Source organism: Megasphaera sp. NM10 (genome assembly GCF_000417505.1).
GTDB lineage: Bacteria > Bacillota > Negativicutes > Veillonellales > Megasphaeraceae > Megasphaera > Megasphaera intestinihominis.
The window spans coordinates 14264-31867 of the sequence record NZ_APHY01000007.1 but is presented as its reverse complement, the minus strand read 5'-3'; the positions used below and the strand labels follow the sequence as shown (position 1 = coordinate 31867).

Sequence of the window (17604 nt, the reverse complement as noted above, 5' to 3'; positions counted from 1 at the left end):
AGGAGGTCTTTCCTTTGCGTATCGTTGTCGTAGGCGCCGGCAAGCTGGGGTACAGTATTGCCGAGCTCTTATCGAATGAACAATTCGACGTCGTCGTCGTCGATCATAATGAAGAACGGCTGGAAGTCGTCAAGAATAATCTCGATGTATTGACCGTCCTGGCCAACGGGGCCAGCCCGATTACCATGAACGATCCCGATATCCGCGGTGCCGATATCCTCGTCGCCTGTACGGCTGTCGATGAAGTCAATATGGTCGCCTGTATCATGGCCAAGAAACACGGCATCAAGTACACGGCGGCCCGCATCCGGGACATGCAGTTCCTGTCGGAAGCCAAGGATTATCTGAAGCAGAATTTCGACATCGACCTCATGCTCAATCCGGAAATGATCACGGCCCGTGAAATCAACCGCATCCTCATGACGCCGGCCGCCCTCAACGTCGAAGACTTCGCCAACGGCAAGGTCCGGCTCTTTGAAACCAAGGTCCGCCGCCATTCGCCGCTCATCAACATCCCCTTTAAGGATATGAACATGCCGCCGTCCATCCTGGCCGGCATGATTTTCCGCGATCACCGCATGATCATCCCTCATGGTGATGACTGCCTGTTCCCGCACGACAATGCGTATTTCATCGGCGACCCCAAGGCCATCGAGAAATTCAGTGAGAACTTCGTCCCCAGCGACACGAAGATGGTCGAACGGGTCATCATCATCGGCGCCGGCCGGTCCGGCCGTTTTTTGGCCCCCATGCTCGACAAGGAAGGCATCAAGGTCAAGATTTTCGATAAAGACCGCGAACGCTGCCGCCAGGTGGCAGAACTCCTGGACAACGGCCTGGCCATTTGCGGCGACGGCACGGACATCGACCTCCTGGAACAGGAAGGCATTGCCGATGCCGACGTCGTCATCTGCCTGACCGATGACGACCGCCTGAACCTCATGCTGGCCCTCATCGCCAAGCACTTGGGCGCCAAGAAGACCATCGTCCGCGTGTCGCGCATCGAATACGGCGACCTCATGGAAAAGGTCGGCGTCGATATCGTCTTGTCGACACGCCTCTTGTCGGCCAGCGAAGTCCTGGCCTTTGCCCGCCGCGGCGGTGTCGTCTCCGTGTCCCTCCTGGAAGGGGCCAAGGCTGAAGCCGTGGAAGTCATCGTCCAGGACGGGGCTCCCGTAGCCGGAAAGCGCCTCATGGATGTCCGCCTGCCCAAGGAATGTCTGGTCTGCGCCTATGTCCGTGACGGCGAAGCCTATATCCCGAACGGCCAGTCCGTCCTCATGGCCGGCGACCGGATCATCCTCTTCATCCAGACGGAATATTCCAAGAAGGTCATGAAGTACTTCAAAGGCAGGGAATAGACCATGAACCGCAGTATCGTCTTTTATCTCGTCAGCCGCCTGGCCCTGATCAACGGTCTGGCGCTGCTCATCCCTCTGCTGTCCGCCTTGTGGTGGGGTGAAGCGGGCCTGGTCTATTTTGCCCCGGCCCTGGCCGCCGCCTTGCTTGCAGCGGCGTTCTGCCGTTACCGCGGCCGCCATCACAAACGCCACCTGGGACCGGGGGAGGGGGCCTGGTACATGGTATCGGCCTGGTTCCTCCTGGGCCTTTTGGGTATGATTCCCTACGTCATGGCCGGCACTTTCGCATCGCCTGTCGACGCCTTCTTTGAAAGCGTCTCGGCTTTTACGACGACTGGGACGTCGTGCCTGGCTGACGGCGGGGCCGGCCTGCCGCAGTCGCTCTTGTTGTGGCACAGCCTCATGGAATGGCTCGGCGGCCTCAACTTCATCCTCCTCCTGGTATCGGTCATGCCCCAGGTCAGCGGCTGTTTCGGCCTGACCTTGTCCGTCCATCAGAGCGTATCCTTCAGCCCCATGGTGGCCCGCATGCAGGAAGCGGCCCGCCAGGCCGGTCTCATCTACCTGGCCATTACGGCCTTTTCCATGGTCCTCTACGTCCTGGCCGGCCTGCCTTTGGGCATGGCCGTCAATCAGGGCCTCATGACCATGTCCACCAGCGGCGGCGATTCGCTCTTCGATTTTTCTCAATATGACAGCCTGGCCCTGGAAGCGGCCGGAGCTGTATCCATGCTCCTGGCCAGCGGCAATTTCCTCCTCTACTGGAAGAGCTGGGAACGGCGCGACTTCAAGAGCCTTTTCTGCGATGCCGAATGGCGGACCTTTTTGACCGTCGTCGTCGTCACGGGCTGCCTCGTATCCTTCCATTTGTGGCGTTTCGGCGTCTACGACGGCTGGGATAACCTGCGCTACGGCTTTTTCCAGGTCCTGTCCTTCATCAGCACCAGCGGTTTTTCGTCAGCCGCCTACAGCACCTGGCCGGAATTCGACAAGTACGTCCTCTTTGCCCTGGCCTTTGTCGGCGGCTGTATCGGCTCGGCTACAGGCGGTCTCAAGGTCATGCGCTTCATGGTCCTTTTCAAGATGGCTGCCCAGGAAATGCGCCGGACCCTACATCCGCACATGGTCATTTCTTTGAAAATCGACGGCGTCCCTGTCGATATGAAGATCATCAGCCGTGTCCTCAGTTATTTCTTCCTCTTCATGGCGACGTTCTTCGTCTCCATGCTGATCATTTCCCTGTCCGGCGTCACGCCCATGCAGGCCATGGGGATGGCCGTAGGCTGCCTGTCCAGTGTCGGGGCGACGATGGACCTCTTCGGCGTAGCCGACGTTTCCGTCCTGCCGGCATGGACTAAGCTGTATTGCAGTTTCCTCATGATTTTAGGACGCGTCGAAATCTTTTCCTTCCTCGTCGTCATCCAGACCGCATTCGGTTATCTGCGGCGGCGCTGGTAGGAGGTACACCATGAATATACGAATTGTTTTATTTGTCTTGGGAAAATTGGCTCAGGCCTGCGGGCTGGCCTTGATGATTCCCTTTGTCGTCGCCCTTTTCTATGGGGAAGCCAGTATCGCCGCGTTCCTCGTGGCCATTGTCATCAGCATCCTCATAGGGCGCCTGCTCATGTGGCAGGGCCATCGGCCGACGGACAGCCTGACTGTCCGCGAAGGCGTGGCCATTACGGCTCTGGGCTGGATCATGGTCACTTTCCTGGGCATGGTTCCCTATGCTGCCGGCGGCTATTTGTCCGTCCTGGACGGTGTCTTTGAATGTATTTCCGGCCTGTCCGGCACGGGGGCGACGGTCATCGACGACATCGAAGCCATGCCGGCCAGCCTGGTCCTCTGGCGGGCCCTGACCCACTGGTTCGGCGGCCTGGGTATCATCGTCATCTTCATCGCTGTCTTTCCTCAGTTCGGCAAGGGCATCGTCCACATGTTCAATGCCGAAAGCACAGGCCCCCGGTCGGACCGGGCCCTGCCGCGCATCAAGGAGATGGCCAAGGCCCTGTTCACGGTGTACGTCGTCTTTACCGTTGCCTCGACGGTCGTCTTCATGCTCTGCGGCATGTCCTTCCTCATCGCAGCCGACCACGCCTTTGCCACTATCGCTACGGGCGGTTTCTCGCCGTACAATAACAGCGTCGCCCATTTCGACAGCCCTGTCGTCGAATGCTGCCTGTCCTTTTTCATGCTCATCAGCAGCGCCAACTTCGGCATGTACGTCGCGGCCTGGAAGAAGGGCTGCAAAGTCATCCTCGGCGATACGGAGTTCCGCGTCTACTTGGCCATCGTCGCCATCTCGACGGCGGCCATGGCCCTCAACCTGGTCCTGGCCCAGCAGTGGGACGGCATCGAAGCCCTGCGCCAGGCCTTTTTCCAGTCCGTGTCCATTTCGTCGTCGACGGGCTTCGTCTCCAACGACTTTGAACAGTGGCCGGTCTTTTCCAAATTCATCCTCCTGGTCCTGATGTTCATCGGCGGCTGTGCCGGTTCGACGACAGGCGGACTGAAAGTGACGCGCGTCATGCTGCTGGTCAAGACCATTGCCGCCATCATCCGCCAGAAGATACATCCCAACATGGTCCTGCACATCCGTTCTAATGGCGAAGAATTCTCGATGGACCTCATTTACGGCGTAGCCAAATTCTTCTTCATCTACACCATGCTCGGCGTCCTCTGGACGTTCATCATGGTCTTTGACGGCGTGGCCATCTTCGATGCCATCGGCCTCAGTGTCTCGACCATGGGCAGCTGCGGGCCAGGATTCGGCCAGTTCGGTGCGACGGCTACTTGTTCGGCCCTGCCGCCGCTCAGCAAAGTCGCCCTCTGCCTGTCCATGCTCATGGGCCGCCTGGAAGCCCTGCCGGTCCTGGCTATCCTCATGCCGTCCTTCTGGCGCCACCGCAACAGCTGGTAATTGGGGGAAATCCCTTGCATGACGCCATCCCTTTGCCGTATAATAAAGACAATCTTAACGTTACTCTATCTTTTATCAAAGGGGGATTACCTATGAGTTTTTGGGAACAAATGGCTAAGACCATCGATGCCAGTGAAGAAAAACAGAAGAAGGAAGATCTCTACCAGAAGACCTTCCACGAATTAGCCGAAAAATTGAGCGAAATCCGCAACAAAGAAACGGCGGACAAGACGGAAGATTAAAGGATTCTTAAGTTTTTCGCCGTTTTCCGATTTTTCATTAAAAGACGATTAAATTTTGTCAGGACGTCTCCTTTCCATGCTATGCTAGCTATGGAAAGGAGTATTTTTTTATGGACGTAAACAAGTTACTGCAAGACGCCCTGGCTGCCGGGGCCAGCGACATCCACATCGAGCCCCTGGACGACGCCGTCCGCATCCGCTGGCGCCGGGACGGTGTCCTCTGTCAGGCCGGGACGCTCCACAAGGGCGGCCTGGAGAAACTGGTAAGCCGCATCAAAGTCCTGGCCGGCCTGGACATCGCCAACCGCCGCCTGCCCCAGGACGGGCGCATCGTCTGGAAGGACGGGGAACGACGCCTGGACCTGCGGGTCAGTACGCTGCCGACAGTGCGCGGCGAAAAAGTCGTCATCCGCATCCTCGACGGCCAGCGCATCCCCCTGGCTCTCTCGGCCCTGGGCATGGACGACCAGGTCCGGCGCTGTCTGGAAAAGCTCATCCGCTGCCGCCAGGGGCTCATCCTCATCTGCGGGCCCACGGGCAGCGGCAAGACGACGACTCTCTATGCGGCCATCCACGAGATCCAGGACGACTCGGTCAGCATTGCGACCCTGGAAGACCCGGTGGAAATCCTCATGGAGGGCATTTCCCAGAGCCAGGTCCAGGCCAAAGGGGGCATGATGTTCCAGGACGGCCTGCGGGCCCTGCTGCGCCAGGACCCGGATATCCTCGTCGTCGGCGAAATCCGCGATGGCGAGACGGCGCGCATCGCCGTGCGGGCCGCCCTGACAGGGCACGTCATCTTCAGTACCCTCCATGCGCCGAGCGCCGTCGAGGCCGTGATCCGCCTGACCGATATGGGCGTCGCGCCCTACCTGGCAGCCGATGCCCTGGCCGGCGTCGTGTCCCAGCGCCTGGTCCGCTGCCGCAGGAGCGATGGGTCTTATCAGGGCCGTTTCTGCCTGTGCGAAGTCGTGCCGGCTGGCCGCCGTCTCCGCGACGCCATCCGCCGCTGTGCCGGCGTCCGGGACCTGACGGATGCGGCCCGGTCCGATGGTGCTGTCCTCCTGCCCGACGTCATCGCCCGGACCCTGGCGGCCGGACGGACGGATGAAAGGGAGATACGCCGCGTCTGTGAAGGAGGGAGCTCATGGTGAAGGTAAGGGAACTGATGGAAACGGCCATGGGTCAGCAGGCCGCAGACCTTCATCTGCAGACGGGCCGGCCGCCGATGATGCGCCTGGCCCAGGGCCTCTGTCCGCTTCCAGGGCCGCCCTTGAGCGAAGGGGACCTGCGCCAGGTCCTGCAGGCCGTCGGCTGGAGCGGCGGGGACCAGGGCGACGGCGCCTTTTCCTGGCACGACGCCCTGCGCTGCCGCCTCCACGTCTGCCGGGAGTACGCCGGCCTCCATGTGACGATACGCTTCCTCTATCCTTTAGCGTCGCTGCCGCCAGATGGAGACGGACCGCTGCTGCAGCGCCTCAGCTGCCTGACCAGTGGCCTGGTCCTGGTCTGCGGGCCCACGGGCAGCGGCAAGACGACGGCCCTGTGGCGCATCCTCCAGGCCATTAATGAACGGCGGCCCTGCCATATCGTCACCCTGGAAGACCCGATTGAATACGTCGAAGCCGGGAAGGCCGCCTTGATTACGCAGCGCGAACTGGGGACGCACTTCGCGACCTTTGCCGAAGGCATCCGCCAGGCCCTGCGCCAGGATCCGGACGTCATCCTTATCGGCGAGATGCGCGACCGGGCCGCCATGGATGCGGCTTTGACGGCCGCCGAGACGGGGCACTTCGTCTTGTCGACGCTGCACACGCCGTCGGCAGCACAGGCTGTGAGCCGCCTGGCCGGTGCCTATAGTGGCGAGGCCCAGCAGGAAGTCCGCTGCCGCCTGGCCATGGTACTGCAGGCCATCCTGGCCCAGCGCCGCCTGGAACGGCAGGGACGGATCGACATCGTCCGGGAAGTCCTCGTCCGCACGCCGGCCGTGGTCCAGCTCATCCGCAGCGGTAAGGAATATCAGCTGCCGACGGTCATGCAGACCGGTGCGGCCCTGGGGATGCGGACCATGGAACAGGCCCTGCGCCGCTGCGGTGAGGGAGGGACGTCATGATCCGCCCGCCGCGCCGGCTGTCTGCAGCTATGCTGGCTTTGTTCTTCCGCCAGCTGGCTGTCCTCGTCGGCAGCGGCATCCCCCTGGTCCAGGCCTGGCAGCTGCTACTGAGCGATATGCCCGGCGCCTGCCGCCCGTCCCTGCATCTGGCGGCCCTGCAGATGGAGCAGGGCGTCTGCCCGTCTCAGGCCATGCGGCAAAGCCAGGCTTTCCCCGACTTGGCCTGCCGTATCATCCGGGCCGGCGAACAGACGGGGAATCTCGAAGGACTCTGCCAGGTCCTGGCCGATTTCTATGAAAGGAAGGGCAGGGAGCGGCGCCTCCTGGTCCAGGCCGTGGCTTATCCGGCCTTCCTCCTGGTCTGCCTGGCAGCCCTGACGGCAGGCGCGTGCCTGTTCATCATTCCCGTCTTTACGGACATGATGGTCCAGATGGCCGTGCCTCTGCCTAAAGGGACGCAGTACGTGCTGGCCCTTTTCGACGGTCTGCGGCAGTACGGCATCTATGGCCTGGGCGTATTGTGCTGCGCCCTGATTGTCCTGCGCTGGGCCTGGCAGCGGGACGCGTGGCGGCTGAGGCTGGAACGGCAGATCATCCGCCTTCCCGGCATGGCGTCGTGGTTCCTCATCTGGGCCTGGCAGCGCTTCAGCCAGATCCTGGCCGTCCAGCTGGCCGGCGGCATCCCCTTGCTGGACTGCCTGTCCGAAGCGGCCGCCGTCGTGCCGTCATGCCTCTTCCGCCAGTACGTATGGCAGGCCCGGCTGCTGCTGGAACGGGGCTGTGCCTTCAGCCAGGCCGTCCACGCCGGCCGCTTCGGGACGCCCTATGTCGAGACCATGCTGGCCGTCGGGGAAATGACCGGGACCTATGACGAAGCCCTGGCGTCGATTGCCGTCTACTACGGCAGCCGTCTCCAGCTGCTGGCCGGCCGGATACGGCGCTGGCTCGGGCCTGTCGTCCTCTTGTTGACCGGCGCCTTGATGGGCGTCTTGATTCTTTGTTTCCTCTTACCGTTACTGGACATGGCATCCAGTATCGTGACCTGATGAAAGGAGTTTTTTCGTATGCAGACTCGCAATGGTTTTTCCCTGTTAGAAATGTTGATTTGTGTGTCCCTCATCCTGATTTTCGCCTCCTTTGCCGTACCCCGTTTCTCATCGGCCACCAAGACGGCCCAGGAAGCCAAAGTACAGGCCGATATCCGGACAATCAGCAATGCCGCCGCCCTCTATGAAATCGACCACGGCGTCTTCCCGGCCAGTGTCGACGATTTAGTGACCCAAGGCAGCGACGGCAAACAGTATCTGCAATTCAAACCGCTCACGCCGGACAAGGGGGAATACCAGATAGCTGATGGCGTCGTTTCCGCCGATTATAACAACAAGCATTTCTCGTCCGATGCGGCATCGCCCCAGGAAGGGGAGGCCTGATAGGATGGGAGGGTCTGTTGTATCTCTCTGGTACGCTGCGGCAGCCGGCTGTACGGCCTGGATTTGCTATACCGATATCCGGCGCTGCTGGATTGCCGACGCGCCCGTCCTGGCCCTGGCTGTGGGCAACGGCGCCGCCAGTTATGCCGGTCTGGTCCGGCCCTTTTGGCCCGTTTCCCTGGGCGTCGCCGCCCTCTTCCTGCTCCTCTATGGTCTCTGGCCCGGGTCCATCGGCAGCGGCGACATCAAGCTGGCCCTGGCCCTGGCGCCGGGCTGCCCGGGCTGGGGGGCCTGGACCATGGCAGTCACTTCTTTTGGCCTGGCCGCGCTCGTGGCCTTGTTCTACCGTTTCCGCACAGGGAAGACGATCATTCCCTTCGGCCCGTTCCTCCTGGCCGGCTGGTGGCTGGCCCAGGAACCGCTCCAGCGCGCCTGGCCCGGAGGCTGGCTATGGTGAGGCGGAACGGCTTTATCAGCCTGACCGGCCTGATGCTGGCCCTGGGCCTGCTGCTCTTGTATCTGGGCCTGGGACTCACTGCCGGTCAGCGCAGCCGCAGCCACCAGGCCGTCGATGGCCTGGCGCGGGAAATGGCCCTGGATATGCAGCAGGTCCGCCAGCGCTGTGTCGGCAACAACCAGAGCAACGGCCGCTGGAAACTGGTCCTGGAAGAAAAGCGCTACGTCCTCCAGGAAGGCTACATCCGGGTCAAAGAACGGCCCTATCCGCCGGGCCTGCAGGTAACGAAAGGAGATGTACACTTTGCTGTCGATGGTCGTCCGCAGCATACGATGGCTGTGGTCATTACTTCGCCCGATGGGGCCTATACGCGTTCTATCGTCGTGGCGGCGCAGACCGGGCGCATCCGTATCGCCTGAGGCCAATGGCTTCTTTTTCCTGACCGACGGCCTGGCGGGCCTGCTCCTCGGAGCCTGCTTGTTCACGGCGGCCCTGGGCCTTTCCCTCCAGGCCGTCAGACTGCATGACCAGGCCAGACAGCGGCAGCTGGCAGCCATGGTCTGCCGGCAGGTCATGGAAGGCTGGAAGAGCGGCTGTCCGCCATCAGACCGCGTCGTCATCCAGGGCCGGACCTATGAGGTGACGCATGCGCAGACGGCTCTCGGCGAGGGCTATGTCCTTTGGCAGGTAGAGGCAGGTGATGACCATGGCCCCCATGTTTCCTGCCGGCTTCTGGTGCCGGCAGGGACCGAAGAAAAACGGCTGGATCCTCTTGGACGTACTCCTGGCCTTGAGCCTGTCGGCCCTGACTCTGACGGCTTTGCTGCCTCTGGCGGGACAGACGGCCCGCCTGGATTGGCGCTGCCAGATTGAAGAAGGCCTGCTGCGGCAGCACGTCAGCGTAGAAGAAACGCTGTTCCAGGCCCTGCGCTATGGCCGGGACGTTGAAGTCCGTCCTCAGGAGGTCCGCTTCCGCACGGCCAAGGGCGCCGTGAAGGGCTTTGCCGTCCGCCATCAAGGCCTGTATGTCCGCCTCAGCGATGGCAACTATCAGCCCCTGACAGGCGGCGGCAGCACCGTCCAGGGCCGGGCCCTGGTCATCCAGCCCCTGGACGGTCGGCCCTTTTTCTCCCGGACCGGCCAGGCCGTACAAGTCGCCTTTCTCCTAAAAGAACGGCGGAGCGGCCTGTCCCGGCCCGTGCAGTTTGCCGTGTGTCCCCAGAATGAAGGTGAATCATGAAACGACGCAATGGCTTCTTTTCTTTTTCTATCGTGACCGTCGCCGTACTGACCCTGAGCCTGGCCCTGACGGCGGCGACCCTGGCGTGGCAGCACTTCCAGATGGCCCGGACCTATGAAGAGACCGTGCGGCTGACCTATTTGGCCGAAAGCGCCCTCTGTGAGGGCTGGAACCAGCTGCGGCAGGACCCGGACGCTTTTCTGGCGGGCCAGGCCATGGCCGTGCCCCGGGCAGAAGGGCTGGCTGGCCCTGGGGACATCCTGACCGTCCGCTGCCAGTATCAGCCGGCCGGTCAGACGCCGGGCGGCTATCTGCAGGCCCGGGCCGCTGCGCCGGGAACGGGCGTCCAGCAGACGTGCGGCCTGCACTTTGCCGTGACGGCCGATGAACAGGGCCGGACCGTGCTGCATTTCGTACAGTATGTCAATTAGTAGAGAGGTGAGCTTATGTGGTGGCAACAAAATGCCTGTTTATGGCTGAATGGACAGTCTGTCCATCTTTTGAAGACGAAACGGACCTGGTATGGACGCGTGGCCTTCCGCCAGGGTCATCGCGACTATGAAACCAAGCGGGACCCGGACTGGATGGGCCAGGAAGGGGGCGTCCAGTCCTGTCTGCCAGAACTCCTGCAGCGCTATGGCCTGGCTGGCTGGCGCCTGCGCGTCCTCATCGGCGGGCCGAGCGTCCTTTGGAAGCGCCTGTCCCTGGGGACGACAGACCGGCAGGAAGCCGATGCCCTCATCGCCGGTGCCGGCCTGGTCAGTGAAGAAGGGCGGCCTTATGACTTCGAGGCGGCTTGTCCGTCGAAAGGCGGTGACGGGAGCGGTGACTGGACGGTCGGCGCCTATCCGGCCGAATGTGTCGCCGCTATCTGTCGGGCTGCCGGCGCTGCCGGAGCCGTCGTCCAGTCCATCGACTTGCTGCCTGCTTTTTTGGGGCGCCTTTGGCCAACCGGTACGGGGACCCTGGCCTTTCAGGAAGCCCCCGATGGCCAGCAGCACCGCGTCCGCCTGCGCGACGGCCTGCCCCTGGCCTATGACGTACAGGCGGCTGTGCCGACGGCTGATGGGCCGGTCTTCCGCTGGCTCCCGGATGGGGCAGACGAGACGGAATGGCAGCCTGCCGGGCCGAGCGAAGCCGTGCGCCGCCTGATGGATGCTTACCACGTGTCCCAGCCTACGGCCATGCTGGCTTTCTTGTAAGGAGGGAGAATCATGAAATGCAACCTCGTACCGGCCAGCTACCGCCAGGACCATCGCCGCTGGCAGCGGCCGGCCTGTCTGGCCCTGGGGCTGATGCTGGCTGTCTGTGCCGGGGCAGGCCTCTTTTTTCAGTATCAGATCCAACGGGAAAAGGCCTATTATACAGACTATCTCTATCCCGTGCAGCAGCAGATACAGCAGCGCAATGATGCCATCCGGCGCAGCCAGGCCCTGGCCGACCGCGCCAAGAAAGGGCCGTCCGACGGCCCGCTGCTGACGCCGTACCTGATGGTGGCCCTGGCTTCGTCCAAACCCGACGGGCTCGTCGTGGAAACCGTGAGCAGTCAGGCCGGCCGGGTCGTCATCCAAGGCCGGGCGTCCGCTGCGGACCGGCCTCAGCAGTGGCAGCGGACCTTGCAGCAGCAGGGCATGGGCCAGGCCGCCGTGGCCAAGATGCAGCCCGACCGGGGCGAGGGGATCCCTTTTTCCCTGGAGGTGAGCCGTCATGAAGGCCTGGCGAAGAAGGGCTGACTGGCAGCGGGCCTTTCCCGTCCTCGCCGTGCTGGCTGCCATAGCCGCCTGCTTTGCCATCTCATCGTATCACACCTGGCAGGGCTGGCAGGGCGTCCACCGTCAGCTGGCCCCGTATGCCCATCGGGCCCGGCCCCAGGAGAAGCGGGAGGCAGCAAAGCCTGATGCCGGCCCTGATGTGGCGGCCTCCCTGGCGGCCCGGAACGTCCAGCTCTTGTCGTGGCAGCAGTCCGTCCGCGAAGGGAGTCGGCAGACGCTGGTCCTGACCGGGACCTTTGCCGACCTCCTGGCCTGGCTCAACGACTGGCCCGCTGCCTGTCCCCTGGGGACCTGCCAGATCCTCCGCTGGGAACGGGGCGAAGGGGGCAGCGTCGTCACTGTCGAGGTCTCACCGGACGGAAAGGCCGGGGCAGCCCTTCATTGACAGTCTGGCGCTGGGCATGATATAGTTATGTTTGTAAGTTTGAAATAGGTCAGGTGTCATAGACTCAATAGAGAAGCCGGTCCAATGCCGGCGCGGTCCCGCCGCTGTAGGGTGGAGCCAGGCTGCAACGATGTCACTGTACGAAGTATGGGAAGGCGCAGCCATGGCCAGGAAGCCAAGCCAGAAGAACTGCCTGACGGATAATCACCGATAGACCTGCGAGCGATAGGAAGGAGATTGTAAAAAAGATACGTAAGGGAGCTGTCGCTACAAGACGGCTCCTTTTGATTTTGTACCTTCATTCGACACGTCAGCAGGCCGGACAGGAGGGTATTTTGGAAGCGATTTTACAGGGTTTTCAGTTATTTCAGGCAGGCGGGTCGGTCATGTACCTGCTCCTGGCCTGTTCTCTCTTCGTCGGCTACATTGGCATCGAACGGGCGATTTTCTATGGAGACATGGACGCCGGGAAAGCCTTTGCCGAACAATTCTACACGCAGATGAAGCTGCGGCGCTACGACCAGGCCCAGCGCTTGGCCATGGACGGCCGCGGCGGCCTGCCCCTCATTTTGCAGGATGTCTTTCAGCATCAGGCAGGTCCTGACGTCAAGGCCTTCGTCGAAATGCAGTCGGGCATCTTCGTGGCCAAACTGCGCCGCCGTCTCTACTATCTGAGCGTCATCGTCACCATGGCGCCGCTCCTGGGCCTCTTGGGGACGATCAGCGGCATGATCCGCTCTTTCAGCATCCTCAATGTCCAGTCCGGCCAGGCCGTGGCCATTACCGGCGGCGTCGGCGAAGCGCTCATCGCCACGGCTTTCGGCCTCTGCGTCGCCATCCTGGCCCTGGCCGTCCATTCTTATTTCACCCAGCGCCTGGACCGCATCATTACGGATATGGAAATGTGTTTTTCCGCATTGGAAACGATGCCTGTGAAAGCGGGGCAGTGACCATGCGCCTCCGTAATATTCGCGATTTTGAACAGCCGTCGATTATGATCATCCCCATGATCGACATCATGTTCTTTTTGCTGGTCTTCTTCATGATGACCTCCTTGTCCATGGTCGATTTGCACAGCCTCGGCGTCCAGCTGCCGCGGGCTTCGGCCGCCCAGGCCCAGCCGTCGGCCCAGTACGTCGTGACCTTGAAGGCCGATGGGTCCCTGTGGCTCAACGGACAGCCCGTCAAGGCCGATGAGCTCCTGGCTTCGGCTCGGGACCAGCAGCGTCAGGACAGCGCTTTCAGCGTCGTCCTCTGCGCCGACCGGGGCCTCGATTACGGTCAGGTCGCCGACGTCCTCGATGCCTTCAAGCGGGCCGGTATCGCCCACATCGGCCTGGCCGCCGACAAGGGAGGCCAGCCATGAAGCCCTGGGAAAAACGACGGGGCCGCGTCGCTGCCGGCGTTTCCGTATCGCTCCACGTCGCCGTCTATCTGGCCCTGGCAGCTGGCGGTTTTTTCACGCTGATCCATCATTACACCCGCCAGGACGGCGTAACCGGCGTCATGGTCTATAACGCCGACGACCTGGCCGGTGCCGGCGGTCACGACGCGGCTGGCACCGATACGGATGAGGGCCGTGTTTCTCAGCCGGATGGCCGTGATAGGGGACCGGAAGGACCGGAATCCCCGGAATCTTCGGACAGGGCTGTGGCAGCCTCCGATGTTGCGTCGCCTGATCCGGATGAAGCCGGTGCCGATGGGATGACTTATGCAGCCAAGACGGAAAGCGGCAAAGGGGAGCCCTCTGTAAAGGGTGCGGCAAAGGGCTCCCAGCCGTCGGCCCAGGCTGGGACAGAACGTCTCAGCGGCCATACGGGTTCAGCAGCCGGCGGCCGCGGCTGGGCTGCCGGGCCGGGAAAGGATGAGGCCGCCGCGCCGGCCGGGAATCTGCACGTACCCGATGCCGTCGCCGACGTCCTCGATGCCATTCGGGAAAAACTACCTGTAAAGTTATCGGAAGCAAAGATGCAACCACCTACACCAACCATCCCACCCAATCAGTCCAACACGACAGTCATTACGGCCAAGGATATGGAAAGCCATCACGATACGACGGTCCAGCAGGCCTTGCAGCGCGTCACCGGCGTGACCGTCAATGAAATGGTGCCTGGCATCTCTTCTTATGTCAAGCTCAATGGTGACGACCGGGTCCTGATCCTCGTCGACGGTCAGAGTCTGGCCAATGCCCAGGGCTCCGGCTATGGCCGGGGCAGCGTCGATTTGACCAGCCTGCCCGGTGTCGGGGCTATCGACCACATCGAAGTCACTAAGGGCAGCGGCTCCGTGCGCTACGGCAGCGGCGCTGTCGGCGGCGTCATCAATATCGTTACCAAGAAGGGGGACCGCCGCGAATCTTCCCTCTATGCCTACACCGGTTCCTGGGGGATGCACGGCTATACCCTGACCCACAGCGGCCGGGCTGGCGCGACGAGCTGGCTCGTCAGCGGCGACCTGGAGCAGCGGGCATACTATGCCTTTCCTCACGGAGCCAATACGGACCATTCCCGCGGCGATATTGCCAGGAAGTCCTTATCCTTGCGGCTGGACCAGGACCTGACGGACCATACGTCCCTGACCGTGAAGGCCTATCATCAAGATTATCACGGCCACGGTTCGACGTATAAAGCCGACCCGGCGGGCTGGTACCTGACGGCCAATAAGCCTATCGACCGCCTGATCAACGACTACAGTGTGACCTATCATTTCAAGAAAGAAACGGCTCAGCCAGGCTTTTTGCGCTATTTCAACGATTACCAGCGGACGTACTGGTCCAATCATTATTTCACCCGCACCCAGGGCTTGGAGTGGCGGGATAACTGGCAGCTCGGCCCGCACCAGCATCTGACGGCCGGTGCCGAATGGACGGAAGATATGGGGACCAATTATGAAGCCCATTATATCGACAAAAAACGTCATAATCAGGCTTTCTATGCCGAAGATGCCCTGACGTTCGGCAAATTCACGGTCACGCCGGGTCTGCGCTGGGACCGGAATAGCACTTTTGGGACGCACCAGACGCCGCGCCTGGCCATGAATTACAAGGCCAATGACGCCTTCAACGTCTACGCCTCGTGGAGCCGCGTCTTTTCGCCGCCCCGCCTGAACGACCAGTTCTATGTGACGACGTCCCGCGGGATTACGTCGCAGGGCAACGAAAATCTCCAGCCCGAAGAAGGCTATACCCAGACTTTGGGCTTCCAGTATCAGGCTGGTCCCAAGACGAACATCGAAGGCAGCATCTTCCACAGCAACTTGCAGCACGTCATCCGCTGGGACCGATCAAATCCGACATACCACGAAGTAGAGAACCTCGATGAAGAAGACAAGCGAGGCTTCGAGCTGACGTGGAAGCAGAAAGTCAACGATAAATGGGACTATGAAGCAGGTTATTCCTACATCCGCACGAAAGTGGACAAAGGGGAAGGCCTGGCCTTCGATACGACCTATAATCAGCCCAACGGCTATCATGCCGGTGTCCATTATCACAACGGCAAATGGCAGGCCAATGCCGATATGACCGCCGGGACCGGGCGCAACGATACGTATTACCGCAATAATTCCTACGTCGTCTGGAATGTCGGCGCGTCGTATTCGCCTGATGCGGCGACGATCGTGTATGCCAAAGTCAACAATCTCAACGACGAGGCTTATGATTTGTACCATAATTATCCGTCTGCCGGGCGCAACTGGCAGGTCGGCGTAAAGAGAAAGTTTTAGGAGGTGCCTTTACGGTGAAAAAAATTTGTCTGCTCATCGTCGCTTTTTGTCTGGTCCTGCTTACGGGCTGTGCGCCTCAGAACGACGCTAGCCAAAGCAGCGGCTCGTCCGGGGCCTATGCCGTCGTGACCGATGACCGGGGAACGGTCGTCACTCTGGCTCAGAAACCGCAGCGCGTCGTCGTCTTGTCGACATCGCTCCTCAACTTCGCCGCTGCCGTCGACGGCGACCTGGCCGGCCGGGCGACGGTCAAAGCCGAAGATGCATCGCTGCCGGAAAAATATCAGCATGTGCCGGACGTCGGACCTGTCTACAACGTGAGCCTGGAAAAGGTCCTGGCCTGCCAGCCCGATTTAGTCATTGCCAGCGCTGACCACCACGAAAAATTGGCGGCCCAGTTGGAAGAGAGCCACATCCCGGTCCTGGTCCTCAAGACCAAGACCTATGACGACGTTAAGCGCAACCTTGAGGTCATCGGCAAGGTCTATGGCAAAGAAGAGGCAGCCAAGGCCAAGGAAGACGAACTGGACCAGGCCGTCCATGCTGTTACCGATGCCGTACCGGTCCAGGGGAAACGGGTCGCCATCCTCCACGTGACACCCAGTTCCGTATCGGCCGAATTGCCGTCGAGTATTGCCGGCGACATGGCGGATCTCCTGCACTTGAAGAATATCGCTGCCGATGCCGCTGGCGACGGCCAGACGACGCGCATCCCCTACAGTATGGAAAGCCTGGTCCAGGCCGACCCGGATGTCATTTTCCTGACCTCCATGGGGTCGTCCGATAAGATTGAAAAACGCATCCGCGAAGATATCCAGGGCAATCCGGCCTGGGCCGCCCTGACGGCCGTCAAGGCGGGCCAGGTCTATGTCCTGCCGGAAAAATACTTCCTCCTCAATCCGGGCCTGGACTACCCCAAGGCCGTAGCCTATATGGCCCGGCTCGTCTATCCGGAGTCGGCTCATGAATAGGGAAGGCTGCTATCGGACCCGCTGGCGCTGGCTCATGCTGGCTGTCTTTGTCCTCCTGGCCCTGGGAGGCTGCCTGCTGTCGGTCATGCAGGGCGTTGCCGCCATTACGCCGGCCGATGTCCTGCAGATCCTCTGGCAGCCGTCGGCCCGGACGGCGGATCAGATCATCTGGAATATCCGCCTGCCCCGGACGCTGACAGGAGCCCTGGTCGGGGCTAACCTGGCCTTGTCCGGTGCCATCCTCCAGGCCGTCATGCGCAATCCCCTGGCCGACCCGCATATCATCGGCATTTCAGCCGGCGCCGGCCTGGCCGGTATCGTCGTCCTCATCGTCTGGCCGGCTTATCTCTTCTGGATGACGCCTGTAGCCTTCATCGGCGCCATGGCCGCAGCCGCCGTCATTTACCTCCTGGCCTGGAAAGACGGCATCGTGCCTGTCCGCATCATCCTGGCCGGCGTCGCCGTGTCGGCCTTTCTGGGGGCCATCATTTCGGGCATCCTCATCTTTTACAGCGACCGCGTCCACGGAGCCCTGCTGTGGATGGTCGGCGGCCTGGCGGCCAGCAGCTGGAAAGACGTGACGGCCATCGCACCGTATACGGTCATCGGCCTGGCTTTATCAGCTGTCGGCGCCTATTATCTCAACCTGCTCCAGCTCGGCGATGATATGGCCCGCAGCCTGGGCCTGTCTGTCGAAGGCGCCCGCCTGGGCCTGTCGGCCGTCGCCGCCCTGCTGGCTGCCAGCGCTGTCAGCGTTGCCGGTCTGCTGGGCTTCGTCGGCCTCATCGTGCCACATATCGTGCGCCTCCTGGTCGGGTCCGATTACCGCTACATCATCCCTGGTTCGGCCATCTTCGGCGTGGCGACTGTGACCTTGAGCGATACGGCGGCCCGGCTCATCCTGGCACCGGCCGAATTGCCCGTAGGCATCATCATGGCCTTTATAGGGGCGCCCTTTTTCTTATTTCTCCTGCGGAAGGAAGTGTGAGC

At 61.7% G+C, this 17604-nt stretch carries 21 protein-coding genes and 1 riboswitch; all 21 genes read left to right on the top strand.

Features of this window, described 5'->3' with window-relative positions; all coding sequences use genetic code 11:
• Positions 1-14 precede the first annotated feature (14 nt).
• A complete protein-coding gene (gene trkA, locus NM10_RS01600) occupies positions 15-1361 on the top strand; it encodes a Trk system potassium transporter TrkA (protein ID WP_020309876.1) in 1347 nt (448 codons plus the stop codon).
• Between the two features lie 3 nt (positions 1362-1364).
• The gene (locus NM10_RS01595) at positions 1365-2819 is read left to right on the top strand and encodes a TrkH family potassium uptake protein (RefSeq protein WP_020309875.1); all 1455 of its coding nucleotides are present in this window, start codon (positions 1365-1367) and stop codon (positions 2817-2819) included.
• A gap of 10 nt (positions 2820-2829) precedes the next feature.
• The gene (locus NM10_RS01590; RefSeq protein WP_020309874.1) at positions 2830-4284 is read left to right on the top strand and encodes a TrkH family potassium uptake protein; all 1455 of its coding nucleotides are present in this window, start codon (positions 2830-2832) and stop codon (positions 4282-4284) included.
• A gap of 92 nt (positions 4285-4376) precedes the next feature.
• Entirely contained in the window at positions 4377-4526 is a 150-nt protein-coding gene (locus NM10_RS13945; RefSeq protein ID WP_020309873.1) for a hypothetical protein, read from the top strand.
• Positions 4527-4636: 110 nt separating this feature from the next.
• On the top strand, positions 4637-5680 hold the full coding sequence (locus NM10_RS01585) for a GspE/PulE family protein (RefSeq protein ID WP_020309872.1): 1044 nt from the start codon (positions 4637-4639) through the stop codon (positions 5678-5680).
• Complete coding sequence (locus tag NM10_RS01580; protein ID WP_239639552.1) at positions 5674-6639, top strand: type IV pilus twitching motility protein PilT; 966 nt, start codon at positions 5674-5676, stop codon at positions 6637-6639. Before NM10_RS01585 ends, NM10_RS01580 begins: the two co-directional genes overlap by 7 nt.
• Positions 6636-7685, top strand: coding sequence for a type II secretion system F family protein (locus NM10_RS01575; protein WP_020309870.1), 1050 nt, complete (start codon positions 6636-6638; stop codon positions 7683-7685). The genes NM10_RS01580 and NM10_RS01575 overlap by 4 nt, the downstream gene beginning before the upstream one ends.
• Before the next feature lie 18 nt (positions 7686-7703).
• On the top strand, positions 7704-8069 hold the full coding sequence (locus NM10_RS01570) for a competence type IV pilus major pilin ComGC (RefSeq protein ID WP_020309869.1): 366 nt from the start codon (positions 7704-7706) through the stop codon (positions 8067-8069).
• Between the two features lie 4 nt (positions 8070-8073).
• Positions 8074-8526, top strand: coding sequence for a prepilin peptidase (locus NM10_RS01565; protein WP_020309868.1), 453 nt, complete (start codon positions 8074-8076; stop codon positions 8524-8526).
• Positions 8520-8945 (top strand): hypothetical protein, encoded by a 426-nt coding sequence (locus NM10_RS01560; protein ID WP_239639551.1) that lies wholly within the window; start codon positions 8520-8522, stop codon positions 8943-8945. The genes NM10_RS01565 and NM10_RS01560 overlap by 7 nt, the downstream gene beginning before the upstream one ends.
• Complete coding sequence (locus NM10_RS14325) at positions 8884-9399, top strand: hypothetical protein (protein ID WP_239639550.1); 516 nt, start codon at positions 8884-8886, stop codon at positions 9397-9399. Before NM10_RS01560 ends, NM10_RS14325 begins: the two co-directional genes overlap by 62 nt.
• Positions 9299-9766 (top strand): hypothetical protein, encoded by a 468-nt coding sequence (locus NM10_RS01555; protein ID WP_239639549.1) that lies wholly within the window; start codon positions 9299-9301, stop codon positions 9764-9766. Before NM10_RS14325 ends, NM10_RS01555 begins: the two co-directional genes overlap by 101 nt.
• The gene (locus tag NM10_RS01550; RefSeq protein WP_020309865.1) at positions 9763-10197 is read left to right on the top strand and encodes a hypothetical protein; all 435 of its coding nucleotides are present in this window, start codon (positions 9763-9765) and stop codon (positions 10195-10197) included. Before NM10_RS01555 ends, NM10_RS01550 begins: the two co-directional genes overlap by 4 nt.
• A gap of 15 nt (positions 10198-10212) precedes the next feature.
• The gene (locus NM10_RS01545) at positions 10213-10968 is read left to right on the top strand and encodes a hypothetical protein (protein WP_020309864.1); all 756 of its coding nucleotides are present in this window, start codon (positions 10213-10215) and stop codon (positions 10966-10968) included.
• A 12-nt stretch (positions 10969-10980) separates the two neighbouring features.
• Complete coding sequence (locus NM10_RS01540; protein ID WP_020309863.1) at positions 10981-11499, top strand: PilN domain-containing protein; 519 nt, start codon at positions 10981-10983, stop codon at positions 11497-11499.
• A complete protein-coding gene (locus NM10_RS01535) occupies positions 11474-11923 on the top strand; it encodes a hypothetical protein (protein WP_020309862.1) in 450 nt (149 codons plus the stop codon). Before NM10_RS01540 ends, NM10_RS01535 begins: the two co-directional genes overlap by 26 nt.
• A 34-nt stretch (positions 11924-11957) precedes the next feature.
• A riboswitch (cobalamin riboswitch) is annotated at positions 11958-12134 on the top strand.
• Positions 12135-12258: 124 nt separating this feature from the next.
• Positions 12259-12873, top strand: coding sequence for a MotA/TolQ/ExbB proton channel family protein (locus NM10_RS01530; protein WP_020309861.1), 615 nt, complete (start codon positions 12259-12261; stop codon positions 12871-12873).
• Between the two features lie 2 nt (positions 12874-12875).
• Positions 12876-13289: an ExbD/TolR family protein gene (locus NM10_RS01525; RefSeq protein WP_020309860.1), complete on the top strand. Its 414-nt coding sequence runs from the start codon at positions 12876-12878 to the stop codon at positions 13287-13289.
• Positions 13286-15643: a TonB-dependent receptor plug domain-containing protein gene (locus NM10_RS01520; RefSeq protein ID WP_020309859.1), complete on the top strand. Its 2358-nt coding sequence runs from the start codon at positions 13286-13288 to the stop codon at positions 15641-15643. The genes NM10_RS01525 and NM10_RS01520 overlap by 4 nt, the downstream gene beginning before the upstream one ends.
• A gap of 14 nt (positions 15644-15657) precedes the next feature.
• Positions 15658-16614, top strand: a complete 957-nt coding sequence (locus NM10_RS01515) for an ABC transporter substrate-binding protein (RefSeq protein WP_020309858.1) — start codon at positions 15658-15660, stop codon at positions 16612-16614.
• A complete protein-coding gene (locus tag NM10_RS01510; RefSeq protein ID WP_020309857.1) occupies positions 16607-17602 on the top strand; it encodes a FecCD family ABC transporter permease in 996 nt (331 codons plus the stop codon). The genes NM10_RS01515 and NM10_RS01510 overlap by 8 nt, the downstream gene beginning before the upstream one ends.
• Positions 17603-17604 lie beyond the last annotated feature (2 nt).